At 70.6% G+C, this 16,412-nt stretch carries 11 protein-coding genes; 4 read left to right on the top strand and 7 right to left on the bottom strand.

What is annotated here, in order from left to right; genetic code table 11:
- Positions 1-18 precede the first annotated feature (18 nt).
- Positions 19-597: a hemerythrin domain-containing protein gene (locus F624_RS0107645; RefSeq protein ID WP_019573694.1), complete on the top strand. Its 579-nt coding sequence runs from the start codon at positions 19-21 to the stop codon at positions 595-597.
- Between the two features lie 23 nt (positions 598-620).
- Here the strand turns inward: F624_RS0107645 and F624_RS0107640 are convergent, their stop codons facing one another.
- The 7 genes from F624_RS0107640 to F624_RS0107610 form a co-directional block, all read right to left on the bottom strand.
- Entirely contained in the window at positions 621-1,961 is a 1,341-nt protein-coding gene (locus tag F624_RS0107640) for a TolC family protein (protein WP_019573693.1), read from the bottom strand.
- The gene (locus F624_RS0107635) at positions 1,958-2,263 is read right to left on the bottom strand and encodes a DUF3240 family protein (protein ID WP_019573692.1); all 306 of its coding nucleotides are present in this window, start codon (positions 2,261-2,263) and stop codon (positions 1,958-1,960) included. The genes F624_RS0107640 and F624_RS0107635 overlap by 4 nt, the downstream gene beginning before the upstream one ends.
- Positions 2,264-2,307: 44 nt before the next feature.
- Positions 2,308-5,403: an efflux RND transporter permease subunit gene (locus F624_RS0107630; protein ID WP_043425727.1), complete on the bottom strand. Its 3,096-nt coding sequence runs from the start codon at positions 5,401-5,403 to the stop codon at positions 2,308-2,310.
- On the bottom strand, positions 5,403-6,575 hold the full coding sequence (locus F624_RS0107625) for an efflux RND transporter periplasmic adaptor subunit (RefSeq protein WP_157443370.1): 1,173 nt from the start codon (positions 6,573-6,575) through the stop codon (positions 5,403-5,405). Before F624_RS0107625 ends, F624_RS0107630 begins: the two co-directional genes overlap by 1 nt.
- Before the next feature lie 50 nt (positions 6,576-6,625).
- Positions 6,626-8,068 carry a sensor histidine kinase gene (locus F624_RS0107620; RefSeq protein ID WP_019573689.1) on the bottom strand — a complete coding sequence of 481 codons (1,443 nt, stop codon included), beginning with the start codon at positions 8,066-8,068 and terminating at the stop codon, positions 6,626-6,628.
- 13 nt (positions 8,069-8,081) lie between these two features.
- A complete protein-coding gene (locus tag F624_RS0107615; RefSeq protein ID WP_019573688.1) occupies positions 8,082-8,756 on the bottom strand; it encodes a response regulator in 675 nt (224 codons plus the stop codon).
- Between the two features lie 78 nt (positions 8,757-8,834).
- A complete protein-coding gene (locus F624_RS0107610; RefSeq protein WP_019573687.1) occupies positions 8,835-9,932 on the bottom strand; it encodes an alkene reductase in 1,098 nt (365 codons plus the stop codon).
- 216 nt (positions 9,933-10,148) lie between these two features.
- On the opposite strand from F624_RS0107610, the gene F624_RS0107605 reads away from it, so the two are divergent.
- The 3 genes from F624_RS0107605 (at position 10,149) to F624_RS33325 (ending at position 16,408) form a co-directional block, all read left to right on the top strand.
- Positions 10,149-11,360: a YbfB/YjiJ family MFS transporter gene (locus F624_RS0107605; protein ID WP_019573686.1), complete on the top strand. Its 1,212-nt coding sequence runs from the start codon at positions 10,149-10,151 to the stop codon at positions 11,358-11,360.
- Between the two features lie 134 nt (positions 11,361-11,494).
- The gene (locus F624_RS0107600) at positions 11,495-12,661 is read left to right on the top strand and encodes a response regulator (protein ID WP_019573685.1); all 1,167 of its coding nucleotides are present in this window, start codon (positions 11,495-11,497) and stop codon (positions 12,659-12,661) included.
- Between the two features lie 3 nt (positions 12,662-12,664).
- A complete protein-coding gene (locus tag F624_RS33325) occupies positions 12,665-16,408 on the top strand; it encodes a PAS domain-containing hybrid sensor histidine kinase/response regulator (RefSeq protein WP_019573684.1) in 3,744 nt (1,247 codons plus the stop codon).
- The last annotated feature ends 4 nt before the right edge of the window (positions 16,409-16,412 follow it).

The raw sequence follows: 16,412 nt of genomic DNA, 5'->3' as shown, positions 1-16,412 counted from the left end.
ACACCCCCGGGGCACACCATGGCACAAGAATGCATCAAGGTCATCCAGGAAGAACACACTGCGCTGGCGGCCATGCTGCGCTCCATGCTGATGATGCTGGACCGGGGCCCCGGTGACGAGCCCGAGAGCTTCTTCGACGTCATGCGGGCCATGCTGTTCTACATCGACGAATTCCCCGAGCGTCTGCACCACCCCAAGGAGTCGGACCTGCTGTTCCCGCGCGTGGCGCGGCATTCCCCGCATGTGATGACGGTGGTCGAACAGCTGGAGCGCGACCACATGAAGGGCGAGACGGCGGTGCGCGAACTGCAGCACCTGCTGCTGGCCTGGGAGCTGATGGGCGATGGCCGCCGCAAGCGTTTTGAAGACGAGTTGCGCGTCTACATCGACTTCTACCTGGACCACATGCGGCTCGAAGAGACCGTGATCATTCCCGAAGCCCGCAAGGTGCTTGACGAGGGCGACTGGAAGGCGCTGGACGAGGCCTTCCTGAGCAACGCCGACCCCCTGGTCAACCCCAGCCTGCGCGACCCCGCCTACGACCGCCTGTTCACCCGCATCGTGATGCGCGCGCCCAGCCCGGTGGGCCTGGGCTGAGCGACGGCCGCTTCAGACGCTTTTCAGCCCCCGTGCCCGGGGGGCGTCCACATCTGGTGGGCATCCAGCAGCAGGCGGCTCTGGCTTTCCAGGATGTCCAGGCGGGCCGCATCGGCGTTCAGCCGGGCCTCCAGCGCCAGGCGACGCGCCTGCAGGGCCTCGCCCAGGGGCAATTCGCCCAGGCTGTAGGCCCGCCCGGCCAGGCGGGCGCTCTGGTCCATGCCTTGCCAGGCGGTCTGCAGGGCTTGCCAGCTGCTTTCACCCTCCACCGCGTTGATGGCCACGCGCCAGGCTTCCGAGCTCACGCGCTGGCGCACCTCGTCCACCTTCTGGCGGGCCATCTCGGCCTGGGCCAGGGCCGTCTGCTCGTCGGCCCGGCGCCCGGCGCCACCCCAGGGCACTGAAACATACACCCCCAGCACCTGCTCCTGGCCACCGCGCTCACGCGAGGCGCGCACGCCCAGTACCGGGTCGCCCTGCCGGTCCAGGCCGGCCCGGCGGGCCACCAGTTCGGCGTGGCGCGCCTGGGCTTCGGCCAGCTCCAGCTCGTGGTTGTCGGCCAGCACACGCTCCACCCAGTGCTGGGCGGTGTCGGCCAGTCCGGCGGGGGCGGGCAGGTCCTCCGAGACGGCCGTCAACAAAGGCTGGACATCGGGGTAGCGCAGCAGCAGGTCGGCCTGCAGGGCGCGCAGCCGGGTGCCCGATTGCTGGGCAGCGGCCTGGGCACGGCCCATGTCGGCATCGGCCTGCAGCAGTTCCAGCCGCGCGGCCTCGCCGGCCTGCAGGCGCCGCTGTGCCACCGAGCGCTGCTGCTCGGCCAGGGCCACCTGCTCGCGCAGGGTCTGCAGGGTGCGGGCCTCGCGCAATGCGTCGAACCAGGCCTTGAGCAGGGCGCGGGCCGACTCGTGCCAGGTGTCTTCAAAGTTCAGCATGCCGACTTCGGCCTCGTTGCGGCCCAGGGCCTGGTCGGCGTCGAGCTTGGCCGGCAGGCGCAGGCCGCGTTCCACGGCCAGTTCGGTTTCGCGGTAGCGCGGCCCGGGCATTTCACGGCGTTGCTGCAGGCCGGCCTTGAAGGTCCATTCATGCGGGCCGGCGTTCAGGCGGGCCTGGCGCCCGGCGGCGGCATCGACATTGGCGCGTGCCACCTGCACCGTGGGCTGGCGCAGCAGCATGGCCCGCACGCGCTCCTCGGGCGGCAGCACCTTGTGCAAGCGGTCAGCCCAGGGCAGGGCCACTCGCTCCAGCGTGGCGGCCGGGTCGGTGTGGGCCGGGCCGGGCGGCGTGTCGGCCCAGGCCTGCAGGTTCAGTGCGGTCCACAGGGCCAGCACCAGCAGGCGTGGCGGGCTGATGTGAGGGCGTGTCATGCCAGCCTCCCATGCTGCAACAGGGGTGCGCTCCACCAGCTGATGTCGGGGTGCGGCACGCTGGCCTGCAAGGCCTGGATCAGGGCCGGCACCGTGCGCTCGGCCAGCACGGTCAGCACCAGGGTGCGCCGGGCCCGGCCCTGCACCTGCTCCATGGCACTGGGCAGGGCGACGCCGGCACCCAGGCTGTGGCCTTGCAGCACGGTGTAGGGGCCGGGGTGTTCGGGCAGGGCTTGCAGGGCGTCGAGCAGGGTCTCTTCCAGGGCCTGGGGCAGTGACAGCGTCAGCAGGCACAGTGGCACGGAAGAGGGTGCTGTCAGCAATAGGGCAGAAAGGGTTTCAGGGCTCATGCGAGGGCCTGGCGCGAAGGCCGGTGAAAGTGACGGTACAGCAACGGCAGCAGGAACAGGGTCAGCACGGTGGCGCTGAACAGCCCGCCCATGACCACGATGGCCAGCGGGCGCTGGATCTCCGAGCCCGGGCCGGTGGCCAGCAGCAGGGGCACCAGGCCCAGGGCGGTGATGCTGGCGGTCATGAGCACGGGGCGCAGGCGGCGCAGGCAACCCTGGCGCACCACCTCGTCGATCGGCAGGTGGCGCTCGGCGAGCTGGTTGAAGCAGGTCACCAGCACCAGGCCGTTGAGCACGGCAATGCCCATCAGCGCGATGAAGCCCACCGAGGCCGGCACCGAAAGATACTCACCGGTAGCCCCCAGGGCATACACCCCACCCACCAGAGCGAAGGGGATGTTGGCAAACACCAGCAGGGCCTGGCGCAGCTGGCCCAGGGTGGCGAACAGCACCAGCAGGATCAGGGCCAGGGCCACCGGCACCACCACGCTCAGGCGGGCCGCCGCGCGTTGCTGGTTCTCGAACTGCCCACCCCAGGCCAGCAGGTAGCCGGGCGGCAGCTTGACCTCACGGGCCACCGCGGCCTTGGCTTCGTCCACAAAGCCCACCAGATCGCGGTCGCGCACATTGGCGCGCACCACCGACATGCGCATGGATTTTTCGCGGTCGATCTTCACCGGGCCGTCCACCACGCGGATGTCGGCCACCTGGCTCAGCGGCACCGAGGCGCCGTCGGGCAGGGGCAGGCGCAACTGGGAGAACTGCTCGGGGGCCATGCGCAGCGCATCGCTGCCACGGATCATCAGCGGCACGCGCCGGATGCCTTGCACCACGGTGCCGCTGCGCCGGCCTTCCAGCAGGGCCCGAAGGTCGTTCTGCACCTGCTCGACCGACAGGCCCAGGCGGCCCACGGCAGCCCGGTCGATGGCCACGCTGAGGTACTGCACGCCCTCGTTCTGCGCGGTGATCACGTCTTCGCTGCCGGGCACGCCCTGCACCACCTGCACGATCTGCGTGGCCAGGCGGGCCAGCTCCTGCGGGTCGGGGCCGAACACCTTGATGGCCAGGTCGCCTCGCACACCCGACAGCATTTCGGAGGTGCGCATCTCGATGGGCTGGGTGAAGCTGAGGTTGATGCCGGGCACCGGGGCCACGGCTTCGCGCAGCGCGTCGACCAGCGCGTCCTTGCTGGCAAAGCGCCAGGTGTCGCGTGGCTTGAGCACCAGGAAGGTGTCGGTGTCGTTGAAGCCCATGGGGTCCAGCCCCAGTTCATCAGCCCCCACCCGGGCCACGATGCCCGAGACCTCGGGCACGGCCTTCAGGATGCGGCGCTGCAGCTCCAGGTCGGTGGCGCTGGACGATTCGAGCGAAATCGAGGGCAGCTTTTCGATCTGCAGGATCACGTCGCCCTCATCGAGCGAGGGCATGAACGATTTGCCCAGCAAGGGGAACACCGCCAGCGCACCGGCCAGTGCCAGCACCGAGCCCAGCACCACGCTCTTGCCGTGGCCCAGGGCCCAGTCGAGCAGCGGGGTGTAGAGCGCCTCCAGCCGGCGCACCAGCCAGGGGGCCTGGTGGGGCTTGTGGCCGGGCTGGGGCAGGCGCAAAAGCCACGAGGCCAGTGCTGGGATCACGGTCAACGACAGCAGCAGCGAGGCGCCGAGCGCGAACACGATGGTCAGGGCCACCGGGCTGAACAGCTTGCCCTCCAGGCCCTGCAGCGTGAGCAGGGGCAGGAACACGATCATGATGATGGCCACGCCGGCACCGACCGGCTGGGCCACCTCGACGGTGGCGCGGTACACGTGGTAGCGGTTGGGCAGGGCCAGGGCCGGGCCGTGCAGGCTGCTCTGGCGCGCCTCGATGTTCTCCACCACCACCACCGCCGCATCGACCAGCATGCCGATGGCGATCGCCAGGCCGCCCAGCGACATCAGGTTGGCCGACAGGCCCCACTGCTGCATCAGCACAAAGGTGGCCAGCGCCGACAGCGGCAGGATCAGCGCCACCACCAGGGCGGCGCGCAGATTGCCCAGGAACAGCAGCAGCAACACTCCCACCAGCACGATGGCCTCGCCCAGCGCCTTGGTGACGGTGCCCACGGCGCGGTCGACCAGTTGGCCGCGGTCGTAGAAGGGCACGATGCTGATGCCCGGGGGCAGGGTGGGGCCCAGGGCATCGAGGGTGGCGCGCACTTCGCGCACCAGCTGGCGGGCATTGGCGCCACGCAGGCCCAGCACCAGGCCTTGCACGGTCTCGCCGCTGCCGTTGCGTGTCACGGCGCCATAGCGTGCCAGCTCGCCCAGGCGCACCGTGGCCAGGTCGCCCACGCGCACCGACTGACCGTCGCGCGCGGTGATGGCGATGGCCCGCACATCGTCCAGGTTGCGAATGCTGCCCTCGCTGCGCACCAGCAGCGACTCTTCGCCGGCCTGCAGGCGGCCGGCGCCGTCGTTGCGGTTGTTGCCCTCGAGAGCGGTCTGCAGCTGGCTCAGTGCGATGTGGCGGGCCGCCAGGGCCGCCATGTCGGGCACCACCTCGAAGGTCTGCACCATGCCGCCCAGCGAGTTGACGTCGGCCACGCCGTTGATGCCGCGCAGGCGCGGACGGATCAGGGTGTCGAGCACGATGCGGCGCTCGGCCAGGCTGGCTTCGCCCTCCAGGGTGAACATGAACATCTCGCCCAGCGGGGTGGTGATGGGGGCCAGCCCGCCGCCGATGCCGGGGGGCAGTTCACCCATCACGCCGTTGAGCCGTTCGCTGACCTGTTGGCGCGCCCAGTAGATGTCGGTGCCGTCGGCAAAGTCGAGCGTGATGTCGGCGATGGCGTACTTGCTGCTGGAGCGCAGCATGACCTGTTTTGGAATGCCCAGCAGCTCTTGTTCGAGCGGGGCGACGATGCGCGACTCGACCTCGGCCGGGGTCATGCCGGGGGCTTTCAGGATGATCTTGACCTGGGTGCTCGACACATCGGGAAAGGCGTCGATGGGCAGGTCGCGCAGGGCCAGCAGGCCGGCGCCGATCAGGCCCAGGGTCAGCACCAGGGTGAACAGGCGCTGCGACAGCGCCAGGGCAATCAGACGGGCCAGCATCATTTGGCCTTGGTCGGGGTGGCTGGGGCTTCTGCAGGCGCGCCCTCCAGGCCCAGGCCCTGCCACAGGCCCTTGAGGGCCGCGGTGCCTTGCACCACCACCTCGTCACCCGCCTTCAGGCCGCTGAGCACGGTGATCTGCGTGCCCCCGGCGGCGCCGGTGCGCACGGCCACGGGTTCGTAGCCCTGGGCGCGTTTCACGAACACATGGGGCTGGCCCTCGTGCTGCACCAGGGCGGCGGTGGGCACGCTGATGGCGCCCGTGGCGGGCAGGGTGGCGGCCGCATGCAGTTGCACGAACTGGTTCACGCGCAGGCAGTTCTCGCTGCCGCTGAAATCGGCGCGCAGCAGGGCGGCCTGGCTGGCGCTGCTGACCTGGGGCGTGATGGCCGCCAGGCGCGCCGGGGTCTTGCAGCCGTCGACCTTCAGGGCGTCACCCACTTTCAGCCAGGCCAGTTGCTGCTGGCTGGCCTGCACCTCGATGCTGAGCAGGCCGGCGCGTGCCAGCCTGGCCACCGGCATGCCGGCGTCCAGGCGCTGGCCCGGGGTGGCCGAGAGTTCCAGCACCGTGCCGCTGGCCGGCGCCACCAGGGTGAGGCTGGCGTCGAGGGCCGGGTGCTTGAGCTGCTGGGCCGACACACCGGCCAGGCGCAGGGCCTGGCTGCGCTCGTCCAGCGTCACCTGCGCCATGCGGGCCTGGCCGCGGGTTTCGCGCAGGCGTTGCTCGGCAATGATGCCCTCGGCAAACAGCTGTTCGTCGCGTTGCAGGCGCTCACGCGCCAGCTGGGCCTGGGTGTCGGCCTGCAGCCAGTCGCGCTGCCATTCGACCAGTTGCGGGCTGAGCAGGCGGGCCACCGGCGTGCCGGCGCGCACGCTCTGGCCGGGGTTGACCAGCACGGCCTGCACCACGCCGGCCACCGGGGCGCTGACCAGGTCGGTGGCCTGGCTGGGCAGCATCACCGTGCCTTGCAGCACCAGGTTGGCACCGGTGTTGGTGGTGCTGGCCGTCTGGGCGACCTGGGTGCGCAGGTGGGCGGCCTCGGCCTGGGCCGGGCTGAGTTTGAGCAGTTCGGCAGCCTGGGCCGGCGCCCAGGCCAGCAGGCCCAGGGCGAGGCCGGCAGCCAAAGCGGGCCGCAGGGGCAGCGGGCACGGGGGGAGGAGGCGGAGGTTCATGGGCATATTCTGGAGCGAGGCTCCGAGCCTAGGGCCCGCACCTTAATGTTTCATGAATGGGCGGGCAGCAAGTCCAGGGTCACGCACAGCCCCGGTTGGCTCGGGTCGGTGCGCCCCGGTGCCGGCGACTGCAGGCTCAGGCGGCCGCCCTGGCGTTCGATGATGGTGCTGACGATGGACAGGCCCAGCCCGTAGCCGGGTTGCGGGGCAACGCGCGGCAGCGGGCCCTCGGCCTGGGTTGAAGGGGGGGTGGCGGCTTGCGCCTGCTGGTGGTGGCGCTGCAGCAGATCGGCCTGGCGCTCGGGCGGGATGCCGGGGCCGCAGTCGCTCACGCTGAGCCGGGCCGGCAGCTGCACGCCCAGCACGATGGGGCCTTGGGGGGCATGGCGGGCGGCGTTCTCGAGCAGGTTGCGCAAGGCGATGGCCAGGGCGTCGAAGTCGCCCAGGGCCTCGGGCTCGCCGTGCTCGGGCAGCTGCAGTTGAAGCCGGTTGAGCAGGGCCGGGTCGGCCCAGAACTCTTGCGCCACGGCGGCGGCCAGGCGGGTCAGCGGCACGCGCTCGCGTGCCAGGGCAGCACCCGATTCGGCACGCGACATCTGCAGCAGCTTCTCGGTGCGCCGGCTCAATTGGGCCAGCGAATCCAGCGCGTGTTGCAGTTCGCGCTGCACCACCTCGGTGGGCTGCTGCCCCAGCAGGGCCTGCACGCCTTGCAGGCGCAGGCGGGTGGTGGCCAGCGGGGTGCGCAGCTCATGGGCGGCGTTGGCGGCCAGGGCCCGCTCGGTGTCCAGGGCGCCAGAGAGGCGCTGCAGCAGGTGGTTGCTGCGCTCGGTGATCACGGTCAGCTCGGCCGGCAGGCCGGCGCTGGACAGCGGGCTCAGGTTGCGGTCGCTGCGCTCGCGGATCTGGTCGGCCAGCGCGCCCACGCTGGCCAGCTCGCGCTGCGTGATGTGGCGGATCAGCAGGGCCAGAAAGGGCAGCAGGCCCAGCAGGGGCAGCAGCAGCGACAGCACGATGTCGATCTGGGTGTGCTGGCGGTGCTGCAGCGCGTCGGCCACATGGATGCGGGCCTGGCGGGTGGGGTGGGTCAGGCTGAAGACGCGCCAGGCGCCCTGCTCGGAAAAGCCGTAGCGCACCTCGGGCGCCAGCACCTCGGTGGGGGCATCGGCCGAGCGCAGCAGCAGCCGGCCGTCGGGGCTGGTGATCTGGTAGATCAGGTGGTGCGGTGCCAGGTGCAGCGGAAAGCTGCCCGAGCGCGGCGGCGGGGCCTCGCCCAGCACCGGGCTGGCGCCGTGCTCGTCCATCTCGTGGCTGACCAGGTCGAGCAGGCGCCAGGCGCTTTCGCTGAGGGCGCTGTCGTACACGTCGTTGACTTCGGTGCGCACATACCAGGTGGTGCCCAGAGCGGTCATCAGCCACAGCGCGCACACCCACAGCACCAGGCTGCGGCTGAGGCGGGCCGACAGGCTGGCGGGTGGGCGGGCCGGGGTGGGCATGGGCGTCAGAACCTCAGGCCCCGGCGTCGCCGGCCAGGCGGTAGCCCAGGCCGCGCAGGGTCTGGATGCGCTCGCGCCCGATCTTGCGGCGCAGGTTGCTGATGAACACCTCCAGGGTGTTGCTGTCGGTGTCGTCGTCAAAACCGTACAGGGCGTCGAGCAGGCTTTCGCGGCTGTGGATGCGTTCGGGGCGGCTGGCCATCACGCGCAGCAGCGCCCATTCCTTGGCCGTGAGCTCCACCGCCTGGCCGTTGACGCGCACCCGGTCGCGCGCCAGGTCCACGCTCAGGGCCCCCAGGGTGAGCGTGGCGCCCTGGCCGCTGGCGCCGCCCCGGCGGCGTTCCACCGCGCGCAGCCGGGCCAGCAGCTCTTCGGGGTCAAAAGGTTTGACCAGGTAGTCGTCGGCCCCGGCGTCCAGGCCCCGGATGCGGTCGGTGATCTGGTCGCGTGCCGTCAGCACGATGACGCTGCTGTCGGGGTGCTGGCGCTGCAGCAGGGGCAGCAGGCTGAGCCCGTCGCCGTCGGGCAGGTGCAGGTCGAGCAGCACCGCGCCCCAGTGCGCGGCCGGCAGGGTGGCGCGGGCCTGGGCCAGCGTGCCCGCGGTGTCGACCACAAAGCCCTTGGCGCGCAGAAAGCTGGCCAGGGCCTCGCTCAGCTGGGGGTCGTCTTCGATCAGCAGGATTCTCATGGGGCTCTCGCGGGGCGCTTGTGGGTGCGGGCCCGATGTTAGCCCGGGCCGGACACCGGCCCGGTGGCCTGCGCTGGATCAGAGCGTGGGGTAGTCGAGGTAGCCGGCTTCGCCACCGCCGTAGTAGGTGGCACGGTTGCCTTCGTTGTAGGGGCCGTTGCGGCGCAGGCGCTCCACCAGATCGGGGTTGGCAATGAAGGGGCGGCCAAAGGCCACGATGTCGGCGCCGCCCGCCACGGCCGCATCGGCCAGCTCGCGGGTGTAGCCGTTGTTCACCATCCAGGCACCCTGGCCGCCAGCCTGGCGGTAGGCGACCTTGGCGGCGGCGTAGTCGAAGGGGCGATCGGGCAGGGTGCGGGCCCCGCCGGTGGCGCCCTCGATCACGTGCACATAGGCCAGGCCGCAGGGGGCCAGCTGGCGCAGCACGTACTCGAACAGGGGCTGTGGATCGGCATCGATCACGTCGTTGGCGGGGGTGACCGGCGAGAGGCGGATGCCGGTCTTGTCGCCACCGATCTCGGCGCTGATGGCGGCCACCACCTCCAGCAGCAGGCGGGCGCGGTTTTCGATGCTGCCGCCATAGGCGTCGGTGCGGTGGTTGCTGCCGGTCTTGAGGAACTGGTCGATCAGGTAGCCGTTGGCGGCATGGATCTCGACCCCGTCAAAGCCGGCGGTGATGGCGGCGCGGGCGGCGCGACGGTAGTCGTCAACGATGCCGGGCAGTTCGCTCAGTTCGAGGGCGCGCGGGGTGGAGGTTTCGACAAAGCCGGGCACGCCGTCCTTGATCAACACGGTCTTGGTGTTGGCGCGGATGGCCGACGGCGCCACCGGGGCGGCGTTGCCCGGCTGCAGGTCGGTGTGCGAGACCCGACCCACGTGCCACAGCTGCACCACGATCTTGCCGCCCTGGGCGTGCACGGCGGCGGTGACCTTCTTCCAGCCTTCGATCTGGTCGTCGCCATACAGGCCGGGCACGTCGGCATAGCCCTGGCCCTGGTGACTGATGGCGGTGGCCTCGGTGATCAGCAGGCCGGCGCTGGCGCGCTGGGCGTAGTAGGTGGCGGTGATGGCCGCCGGCACGGCGCCGGGGGCGCGGTTGCGTGTGAGCGGTGCCATGGCGATGCGGTTGGCGAGTTTCAGGCTGCCGGCCTGGACGGGTTCGAACAGAGAGCTCATGGGGTTCCTGAAAAAGGGCGGTGATGGGGTCGCAAGAGACGGTGGCACAGCGTAGCGCGCCGGCAATGGGCTTGCTTGCGCAAGATCATGCGTTTTATGCCAGAGCCGTCGCGGGCATGGGGCGGGCCGGCGTCGCCCTCGCGACCCGGTGCGCTCCCTGCAGTGAGCTGCCGGCGCGCTTACAGTGGCGTCATAACAAGTACGGAGACAACACCCATGCCGCGTTCCACCCTGGGCGCTCCTGCGGCCCTGCCCGCCACCTTGCTGGCCCTGGCGCTGTCGCTGGGGGCGGCGGTCTCGCTGGGCATCACCCGCTTTGCCTATGGCCTGCTGCTGCCCACCATGCGCGAGGACCTGGGCTGGTCGTATGCGCTGGCCGGCGCCATGAACACCGCCAATGCCCTGGGCTACCTGCTGGGGGCCCTGGCCACGCCCTGGCTGCTGCGCCGTCAGGGGCCCGAGCGGGTGCTGCTGGGCGGGGCGCTGCTGGCCAGCCTGTTCATGGCCTGCAGCGGGTTTTTCACCGAAGCCGCGCCCTTGCTGGTGCAGCGCCTGCTGGCCGGCGCGGCCAGCGCGCTGGTGTTCATTGCCGGCGGCCTGATGGCGGCGCGCCTGGGGGCCTTGCAGCCCGGGCGCTCGGGCTGGTTGCTGGGTCTGTACTACGGTGGCACCGGCTGGGGCATTGCGCTGTCGGCTTGGGCTGTGCCCGAGGCTTTGCAGCAGGCCGTGCACGAGGCCCATGCCTGGCGCTGGGCCTGGTGGGCGCTGGCGGCGGTCAGCCTGCTGGCCAGTGCGGCGCTGTGGTGGCCGGCGCGCCGCCTGGCGGCCTTGCTGCCGCCGGCCACGGTGGGGGCCACAGGCCGGGGCTTCGACCCGCGCCCGCTGTGGCCGGCCCTGGCGGGCTACACCGCCTTTGGCGTGGGCTACATCGGCTACATGACCTTTGTGGTGGCCCTGTTGCGCGAGCAGGGCGTGGCGCCCGAACGCATCACCTTGTTCTATGCCTTGCTGGGGGCGGCGGTGCTGGCCTCGGCACGGCTCTGGGCCGGCTTGCTGGAGCGCGCGCGCGGGGGTGGCGCGCTGGCCTTTCTGAATGGCTTGCTGGGGGTGGCGGCGCTGCTGCCGGCGCTGAGCGACTGGTGGCCGGCCTTGCTGCTGTCGGGGCTGATGTTCGGCGGGGTGTTCCTGTCGGTGGTGGCCTCGACCACCGCCTTGGTGCGCCACAACCTGCCGGCCTCGCGCTGGGCGGCCGGCATCAGCGCCTTCACCATCGTGTTTGCAGCCGGGCAGATCGTGGGGCCGACGGCGGTGGGCTGGATTGCCGACGGGGCGGGTGGGCTGGTGCGGGGCCTGGTGTTCTCGGCGCTGGCGCTGTGGGTGGGGGCCTTGCTGGCCTGGCGGCAGCGGCCTTTGAGCACGTCGCCTTAGTCGAGATGGGCCGGGCTTTTGCCGGGGTGGGCCGGACCGGTGCAAGTCTTGGAAGCCCTAGGTGAATACAGGCTATTCAGACTATATGCACACGCCCATAATGGTCCGAAAACATCCGTCAGGGGGAAGCTTCCATGAGTGCGCGCGAACCGTGCGACACCCGTCCGGTGGTGCTCGTCGTCGATGATTTGCCGGACAACCTCACCGTGCTGGGGGAGCTCTTGCAGGCGCTTTACCGCGTGCGGGTGGCGAACTCGGGTCCGGCGGCCTTGCGTCTGGCGGCCTCCTCACCCAGGCCCGACCTGATTCTTCTGGACGTGATGATGCCGGGCATGGATGGGCTGGAGGTGCTGCGCCGCCTGCAGGCCGAGCCCCTCACCCGCGACATCCCGGTGCTGTTCGTGACCGCCATGGACGACACCGCCGACGAGGCCCAGGGCCTGTCCCTGGGGGCGCTGGACTACATCACCAAGCCCTTGCGCCCGCCCGTGGTGATGGCCCGCGTGAAGACCCAGCTGGAGCTCAAGCGTGCCCGGGATCTGCTCAGCGATCGCAATGTGAGCCTGGAGGCCGAGGTGGCCCGGCGCATGGCCGAGAACCAGCGCATCCAGCACATCAGCATCCACGCGCTGGCGCGGCTGGCCGAGACGCGCGACCCCGAGACCGGCAACCACCTGCTGCGCACCCAGGGCTATGTGCGCCTGCTGGCCACGCACCTGACACGGCACCCGCGCTTTGTGGCCGAGCTGGACGCCGACAGCATCGAGCGCATCGCCAAGTCGGCGCCGCTGCACGACATCGGCAAGGTGGGTATTCCGGACCATGTGCTGCTCAAGCCGGGCAAGCTCACGCCCGAGGAGTGGCAGCTCATGAAGACCCATGCGCTGCTGGGTGCTCAGGCGATCGAGCGGGCCGAGCAGGACCTGGTGGACGAGGGCGGCCCGCCCATCGACTTTCTGGCCTGCGCCAAGCAGATTGCCCGGCACCACCACGAGCGCTGGGACGGCAGCGGCTACCCCGACGGGCTGGCCGGTGACGCCATCCCGGTGGCGGCGCGCCTGATGGCCTTGGCCGATGTGTTCGATGCCCTGATTTCGCGCCGGGTGTACAAGCCGCCGTTTGCCTTCGAGGTGGCGCGCGACATGATCCTGGCCGAGGCCGGGCGCCATTTCGACCCCGATGTGGCGGCCGCTTTTGCCACGCGTTTTGAAGAGTTCTGCGCCGTGGCCGAGCGCCATGCCGACACCGAGGACGCCGTGGCCGCCAAGTACCAGGCCCTGGGTGGGGTGCTGGTGGGCTGAGGCATGAGCGCCACCGGCCTCGCCACCTCTGTGCCGGCCCGTGATCCCGTGCCCCGGCGGATCCTGCTGGCCGGGCTGGCCGCCGTGCTGATCTGCCTGGCCATGGCCGGCCTGCATGCGCATCAGCAGCAGCGTCTGGCGGCGGCGCAGCAGCAGATGCAGGCCTTGGCCCAGGCGGGTGAGGATCTGCACCAGGGCCTGTTGCACCTGATGCTGGCCAGCGACCCCGATTCCCCCTGGCAGCGCTCGCGCGGTGAGGCCCTGCTCGCGCAGGCGCTGGCGGGGTACACGGTCGCTGCGGTGGGGCCGGTGCTGGAGCGCGCCGGTGTGCCGGACCTGGTGCAGGATCTGGCCCGCTTTCGCCAGCAATTGGAGGTCTTGAAGGCCTCGGGGCCCGGGCCTGCCAGCCCGCAACAGGGCCTGGCCCTGCGCCTGGCGCTGCACCACCTCGACACCGGGGTGGCTGCCGTGAATCACCAGTTGCGACGGGACAGTGAGGCCTTGTCGCAGCGCCTGGACCTGGCTTTTGATGCCGGCCTGCTGGCCTCATTGCTGCTGCTATTGGCGGCTTGCGTGGCCATCTACCGGGCCGAGCGGGCGCGCAGCAGGCTGCTGCAACGCCTGCATGACAGTGAAGCGGCCTACCGGATCATGGTGTCCTCGCTGACCGAAGGGGTGATGGTGTTTGCACCCGACGGCCGCATCCGCACCTGCAACCCCTCGGCCGAGCGCATCCTGGGCTTGTCGCTGCAGGACATGCAGCAGCGCTTTCCAAACCCGAAAGACTGGCAGGCCCGCGACGAAGGCGGAAACATCCTGGCCCCCGAGGACCTGCCCCTGGCTCGGGTGTTGCGCGGCGGGCAGGCGGTACACCAATGCCTGACCGGGCACCCTGATGTGCAGGGTGCGATGCTGTGGCTCAACGTCAATGCCGAACCCCTGCGCGACCCGGCCACCCAGGCCCTGCAAGGGGTGTTGGTCTCGTTCACCGATGTGACCGAAAGCCGGGCCGCGGCGGCCGAACTGGTGCGCCACCGCGAGCACCTGGAGGTGCTGGTTGAGGCCCGCACCCAGGCCCTGGAGCAGGCGGTGCAGGCCCGCCTGGCCAGCGAGACCCGGGCCCAGATCGTGACCGACAACCAGCCTGCGCTGGTGGCCTACTGGGATCGCAGCCTGCGGCTGCGCTTTGCCAACCAGGCCTACCTGGACTGGTTCGGCCAGCAGGCCGACCAGGTGCTGGGCCGCACGGTGAGCGAGGTGCTGGGCGAGGCCTTCTACCAGAGCCAGCGGCCCTTCATCGAGCGTATTTTGCAGGGTGAAACGCTGAACGGTGACTACGACATGCCTGGGCAGGCCGGGCGCTCAGCCCACTTCCTGGTCAAGCGCCTGCCCGACTGGCAGGACGGGGTGGTGCAGGGCTATTACTTCTTTGCCACCAACGTGCAGGCCCTGAAAGACGCCGAGGCATGCCAGCGTGAACTGAATGCCGGCCTGCGCGAGGCCGAGCAGCTGCTGCGCCTGGTGGCCGACAACATCCCGGGCCGCGTGGCCTACTGGGGGCGCGATCTGCGCTGCCGCTTTGTCAACAAGGGCTACCTCGACTGGTTCGGCCTGCGTGAGGAGCAGGTGACGGGCCGCAGCATGGAAGAGATTTTCGGCCCGGCCCGCCTGCAGGCTTTCAACCGCCAGGTGTTTGGCGCATTGGCCGGTGAGCCGCAGCGCTTCGAGCGCGAGGAGCTCAGTGCCAGCGGCGTGCATGCTGTCACCCAGCTGCACTACACGCCCGACTGGCGCGAGGGCGAGGTGCGCGGCTTTTTTGTGCTGGCCACCGACATCACCCGCTCCAAGCAGGCCGAGCAGCGCCTGCTGGAGCTCAATGAAGAGCTGGGGCTGGCGCGCGATCGGGCCGAGTCGGCGGCCCGGGCCAAGGGGGCTTTTCTGGCCAACATGAGCCATGAGATCCGCACCCCCATGAATGCCATCATGGGCCTGACCTACCTGCTGCGACGTGATCTGAGCGACCCCTCGGCCCGTGAGCGCCTGGGCAAGATCGACGATGCCGCCCACCACCTGCTGAGCCTGATCAACGACATCCTGGACCTGTCCAAGATCGAGGCTGGCAAGCTGAGCCTGGAATCGATCGACTTTGCGCTCGACACCATGCTGGCGCGCACCTGTGCGCTGGTGACGGAGACGGCGCGCGACAAGGGCCTGGAGCTGGTGCTGGACACTGACCACCTGCCCCGCACCCTGCGGGGTGACCCGACCCGCCTGTCGCAGGCCCTGCTGAACCTGCTGAGCAATGCGGTGAAGTTCACCGAGCGGGGTTCGGTGCTGCTGCGCGCCCGTCTGCAGCCCGGCGCGCCGGCCGGTGCGTTGCGGGTGCGCTTTGAGGTGCGTGACACCGGCATCGGCATCCCGGCCGACCGCCTGCCCCACCTGTTCAGCGCCTTCGAGCAGGCCGATGCCTCGACCACGCGGCGTTTTGGCGGCACCGGCCTGGGGCTGGCCATCACGCGCCATCTGGTGCAGCTGATGGGGGGTGAGGCCGGGGTGGAGAGCGTGCCGGGGCAGGGCAGTTGCTTCTGGGTGACGGTGTTGCTGCAGGAGGCCGAGAACCCTGTGAGCATCCCCTCGGTGCAGCCGCTGGCCGGCTTGCGTGCCTTGCTGGTGGACGACCTGCCCGAGGCGCGCGAGGCGCTGGCCGACATGCTGAGCCAGCTGGGCCTGCGCACCGATGTGGCCGATTCGGGCCAGCAGGCCCTGGCCCGGGTGGCCCAGGCCGAGCAGGCCGGCGACCCCTACACCCTGGTGCTGCTCGACTGGCTGATGCCCGGCCTGAATGGGCTGGACACCGTGCGGGCCCTGCGTGCGGCCCACCCCGCAGGGCAGGGGCCGGCCTGCCTGCTGGTCAGCGCCAGTGTCGATGCCCACCTGCGGTCCGAGGCGGCTGCCTTGGGGGTGCCGGTGGTGCTGGAAAAGCCGGTGTCCTACTCCTCGCTGCTGGACTGCCTGCTGCTGCTGGTCAGCCGGGTGCGCGAGGCGGTGCAGGCCCTGCCCGAGCAGTGGGTGGCCGGGCAGGGGCCTGAGCATCGGTTTGCCGGCTCGCGGGTGTTGCTGGTGGAGGACAACCCGATCAACCGCGATGTGGCCAGCGAGCTGCTGAGCTCGGTCGGCCTGCAGGTGATTTGTGCCGAGTCGGGCCTGAGCGCGCTGGACCAGGTGCGCGCCGGGTTGCCGGCCTTGCCCGACCTGGTGCTGATGGACCTGCAGATGCCGGGCATGGATGGCCTGGAGGCCACCCGGCACCTGCGGGCCCTGCCGGGCTGTGCCGGCCTGCCCATCGTGGCGATGACGGCCAATGCCTTTGCCGAGGTGCGTTCGAATTGCCTGGCCGCCGGCATGAACGACTTTGTGGCCAAACCGGTGGACCCGCCCACGCTGTATGCCGTCTTGACCCGTTGGCTGCCGCTGGCGCAGGTGGAGGATCCGGTGGACAAGCCGCTGCCGTCGCCCGTGGATGCTGTCGCCCCGTTGCCCGCTCTGGACGCTGCGGCACTCGATGCGCTGGAGCGGACCCTGGCCGAGGCGGGCTTCGAAGCCCACGAGCTGCTGCGCCCCCTGTTGCCGGCGCTGGCCCAGGTGTCGGCCGAATTGGCCGGGCGCCTGGAGCTGAGCGTGCGGCGCTACGAGCACGAAGCGGCGCTGGGTCTGCTGCAGGCGTTGCGCCAGCGCCTGGGGGCTTGATCGG

Origin of the sequence: Curvibacter lanceolatus ATCC 14669 (assembly GCF_000381265.1) — a bacterium.
Taxonomy (GTDB): domain Bacteria; phylum Pseudomonadota; class Gammaproteobacteria; order Burkholderiales; family Burkholderiaceae_C; genus Curvibacter; species Curvibacter lanceolatus.
This window is presented reverse-complemented; position numbering and strand designations above follow the sequence as displayed.

Bases quoted from the DNA above. Each gene is read 5' to 3' on its own strand.
- F624_RS0107610 (WP_019573687.1), bottom strand. From the start codon at position 9,932: ATGAGCTCTCTGTTCGAACCCGTCCAGGCCGGCAGCCTGAAACTCGCC.
- F624_RS33325 (WP_019573684.1), top strand. From the start codon at position 12,665: ATGAGCGCCACCGGCCTCGCCACCTCTGTGCCGGCCCGTGATCCCGTG.
- F624_RS0107600 (WP_019573685.1), top strand. From the start codon at position 11,495: ATGAGTGCGCGCGAACCGTGCGACACCCGTCCGGTGGTGCTCGTCGTC.
- F624_RS0107615 (WP_019573688.1), bottom strand. From the start codon at position 8,756: ATGAGAATCCTGCTGATCGAAGACGACCCCCAGCTGAGCGAGGCCCTG.
- F624_RS0107620 (WP_019573689.1), bottom strand. From the start codon at position 8,068: ATGCCCACCCCGGCCCGCCCACCCGCCAGCCTGTCGGCCCGCCTCAGC.
- F624_RS0107625 (WP_157443370.1), bottom strand. From the start codon at position 6,575: ATGAACCTCCGCCTCCTCCCCCCGTGCCCGCTGCCCCTGCGGCCCGCT.
- F624_RS0107640 (WP_019573693.1), bottom strand. From the start codon at position 1,961: ATGACACGCCCTCACATCAGCCCGCCACGCCTGCTGGTGCTGGCCCTG.
- F624_RS0107630 (WP_043425727.1), bottom strand. From the start codon at position 5,403: ATGCTGGCCCGTCTGATTGCCCTGGCGCTGTCGCAGCGCCTGTTCACC.
- F624_RS0107645 (WP_019573694.1), top strand. From the start codon at position 19: ATGGCACAAGAATGCATCAAGGTCATCCAGGAAGAACACACTGCGCTG.
- F624_RS0107605 (WP_019573686.1), top strand. From the start codon at position 10,149: ATGCCGCGTTCCACCCTGGGCGCTCCTGCGGCCCTGCCCGCCACCTTG.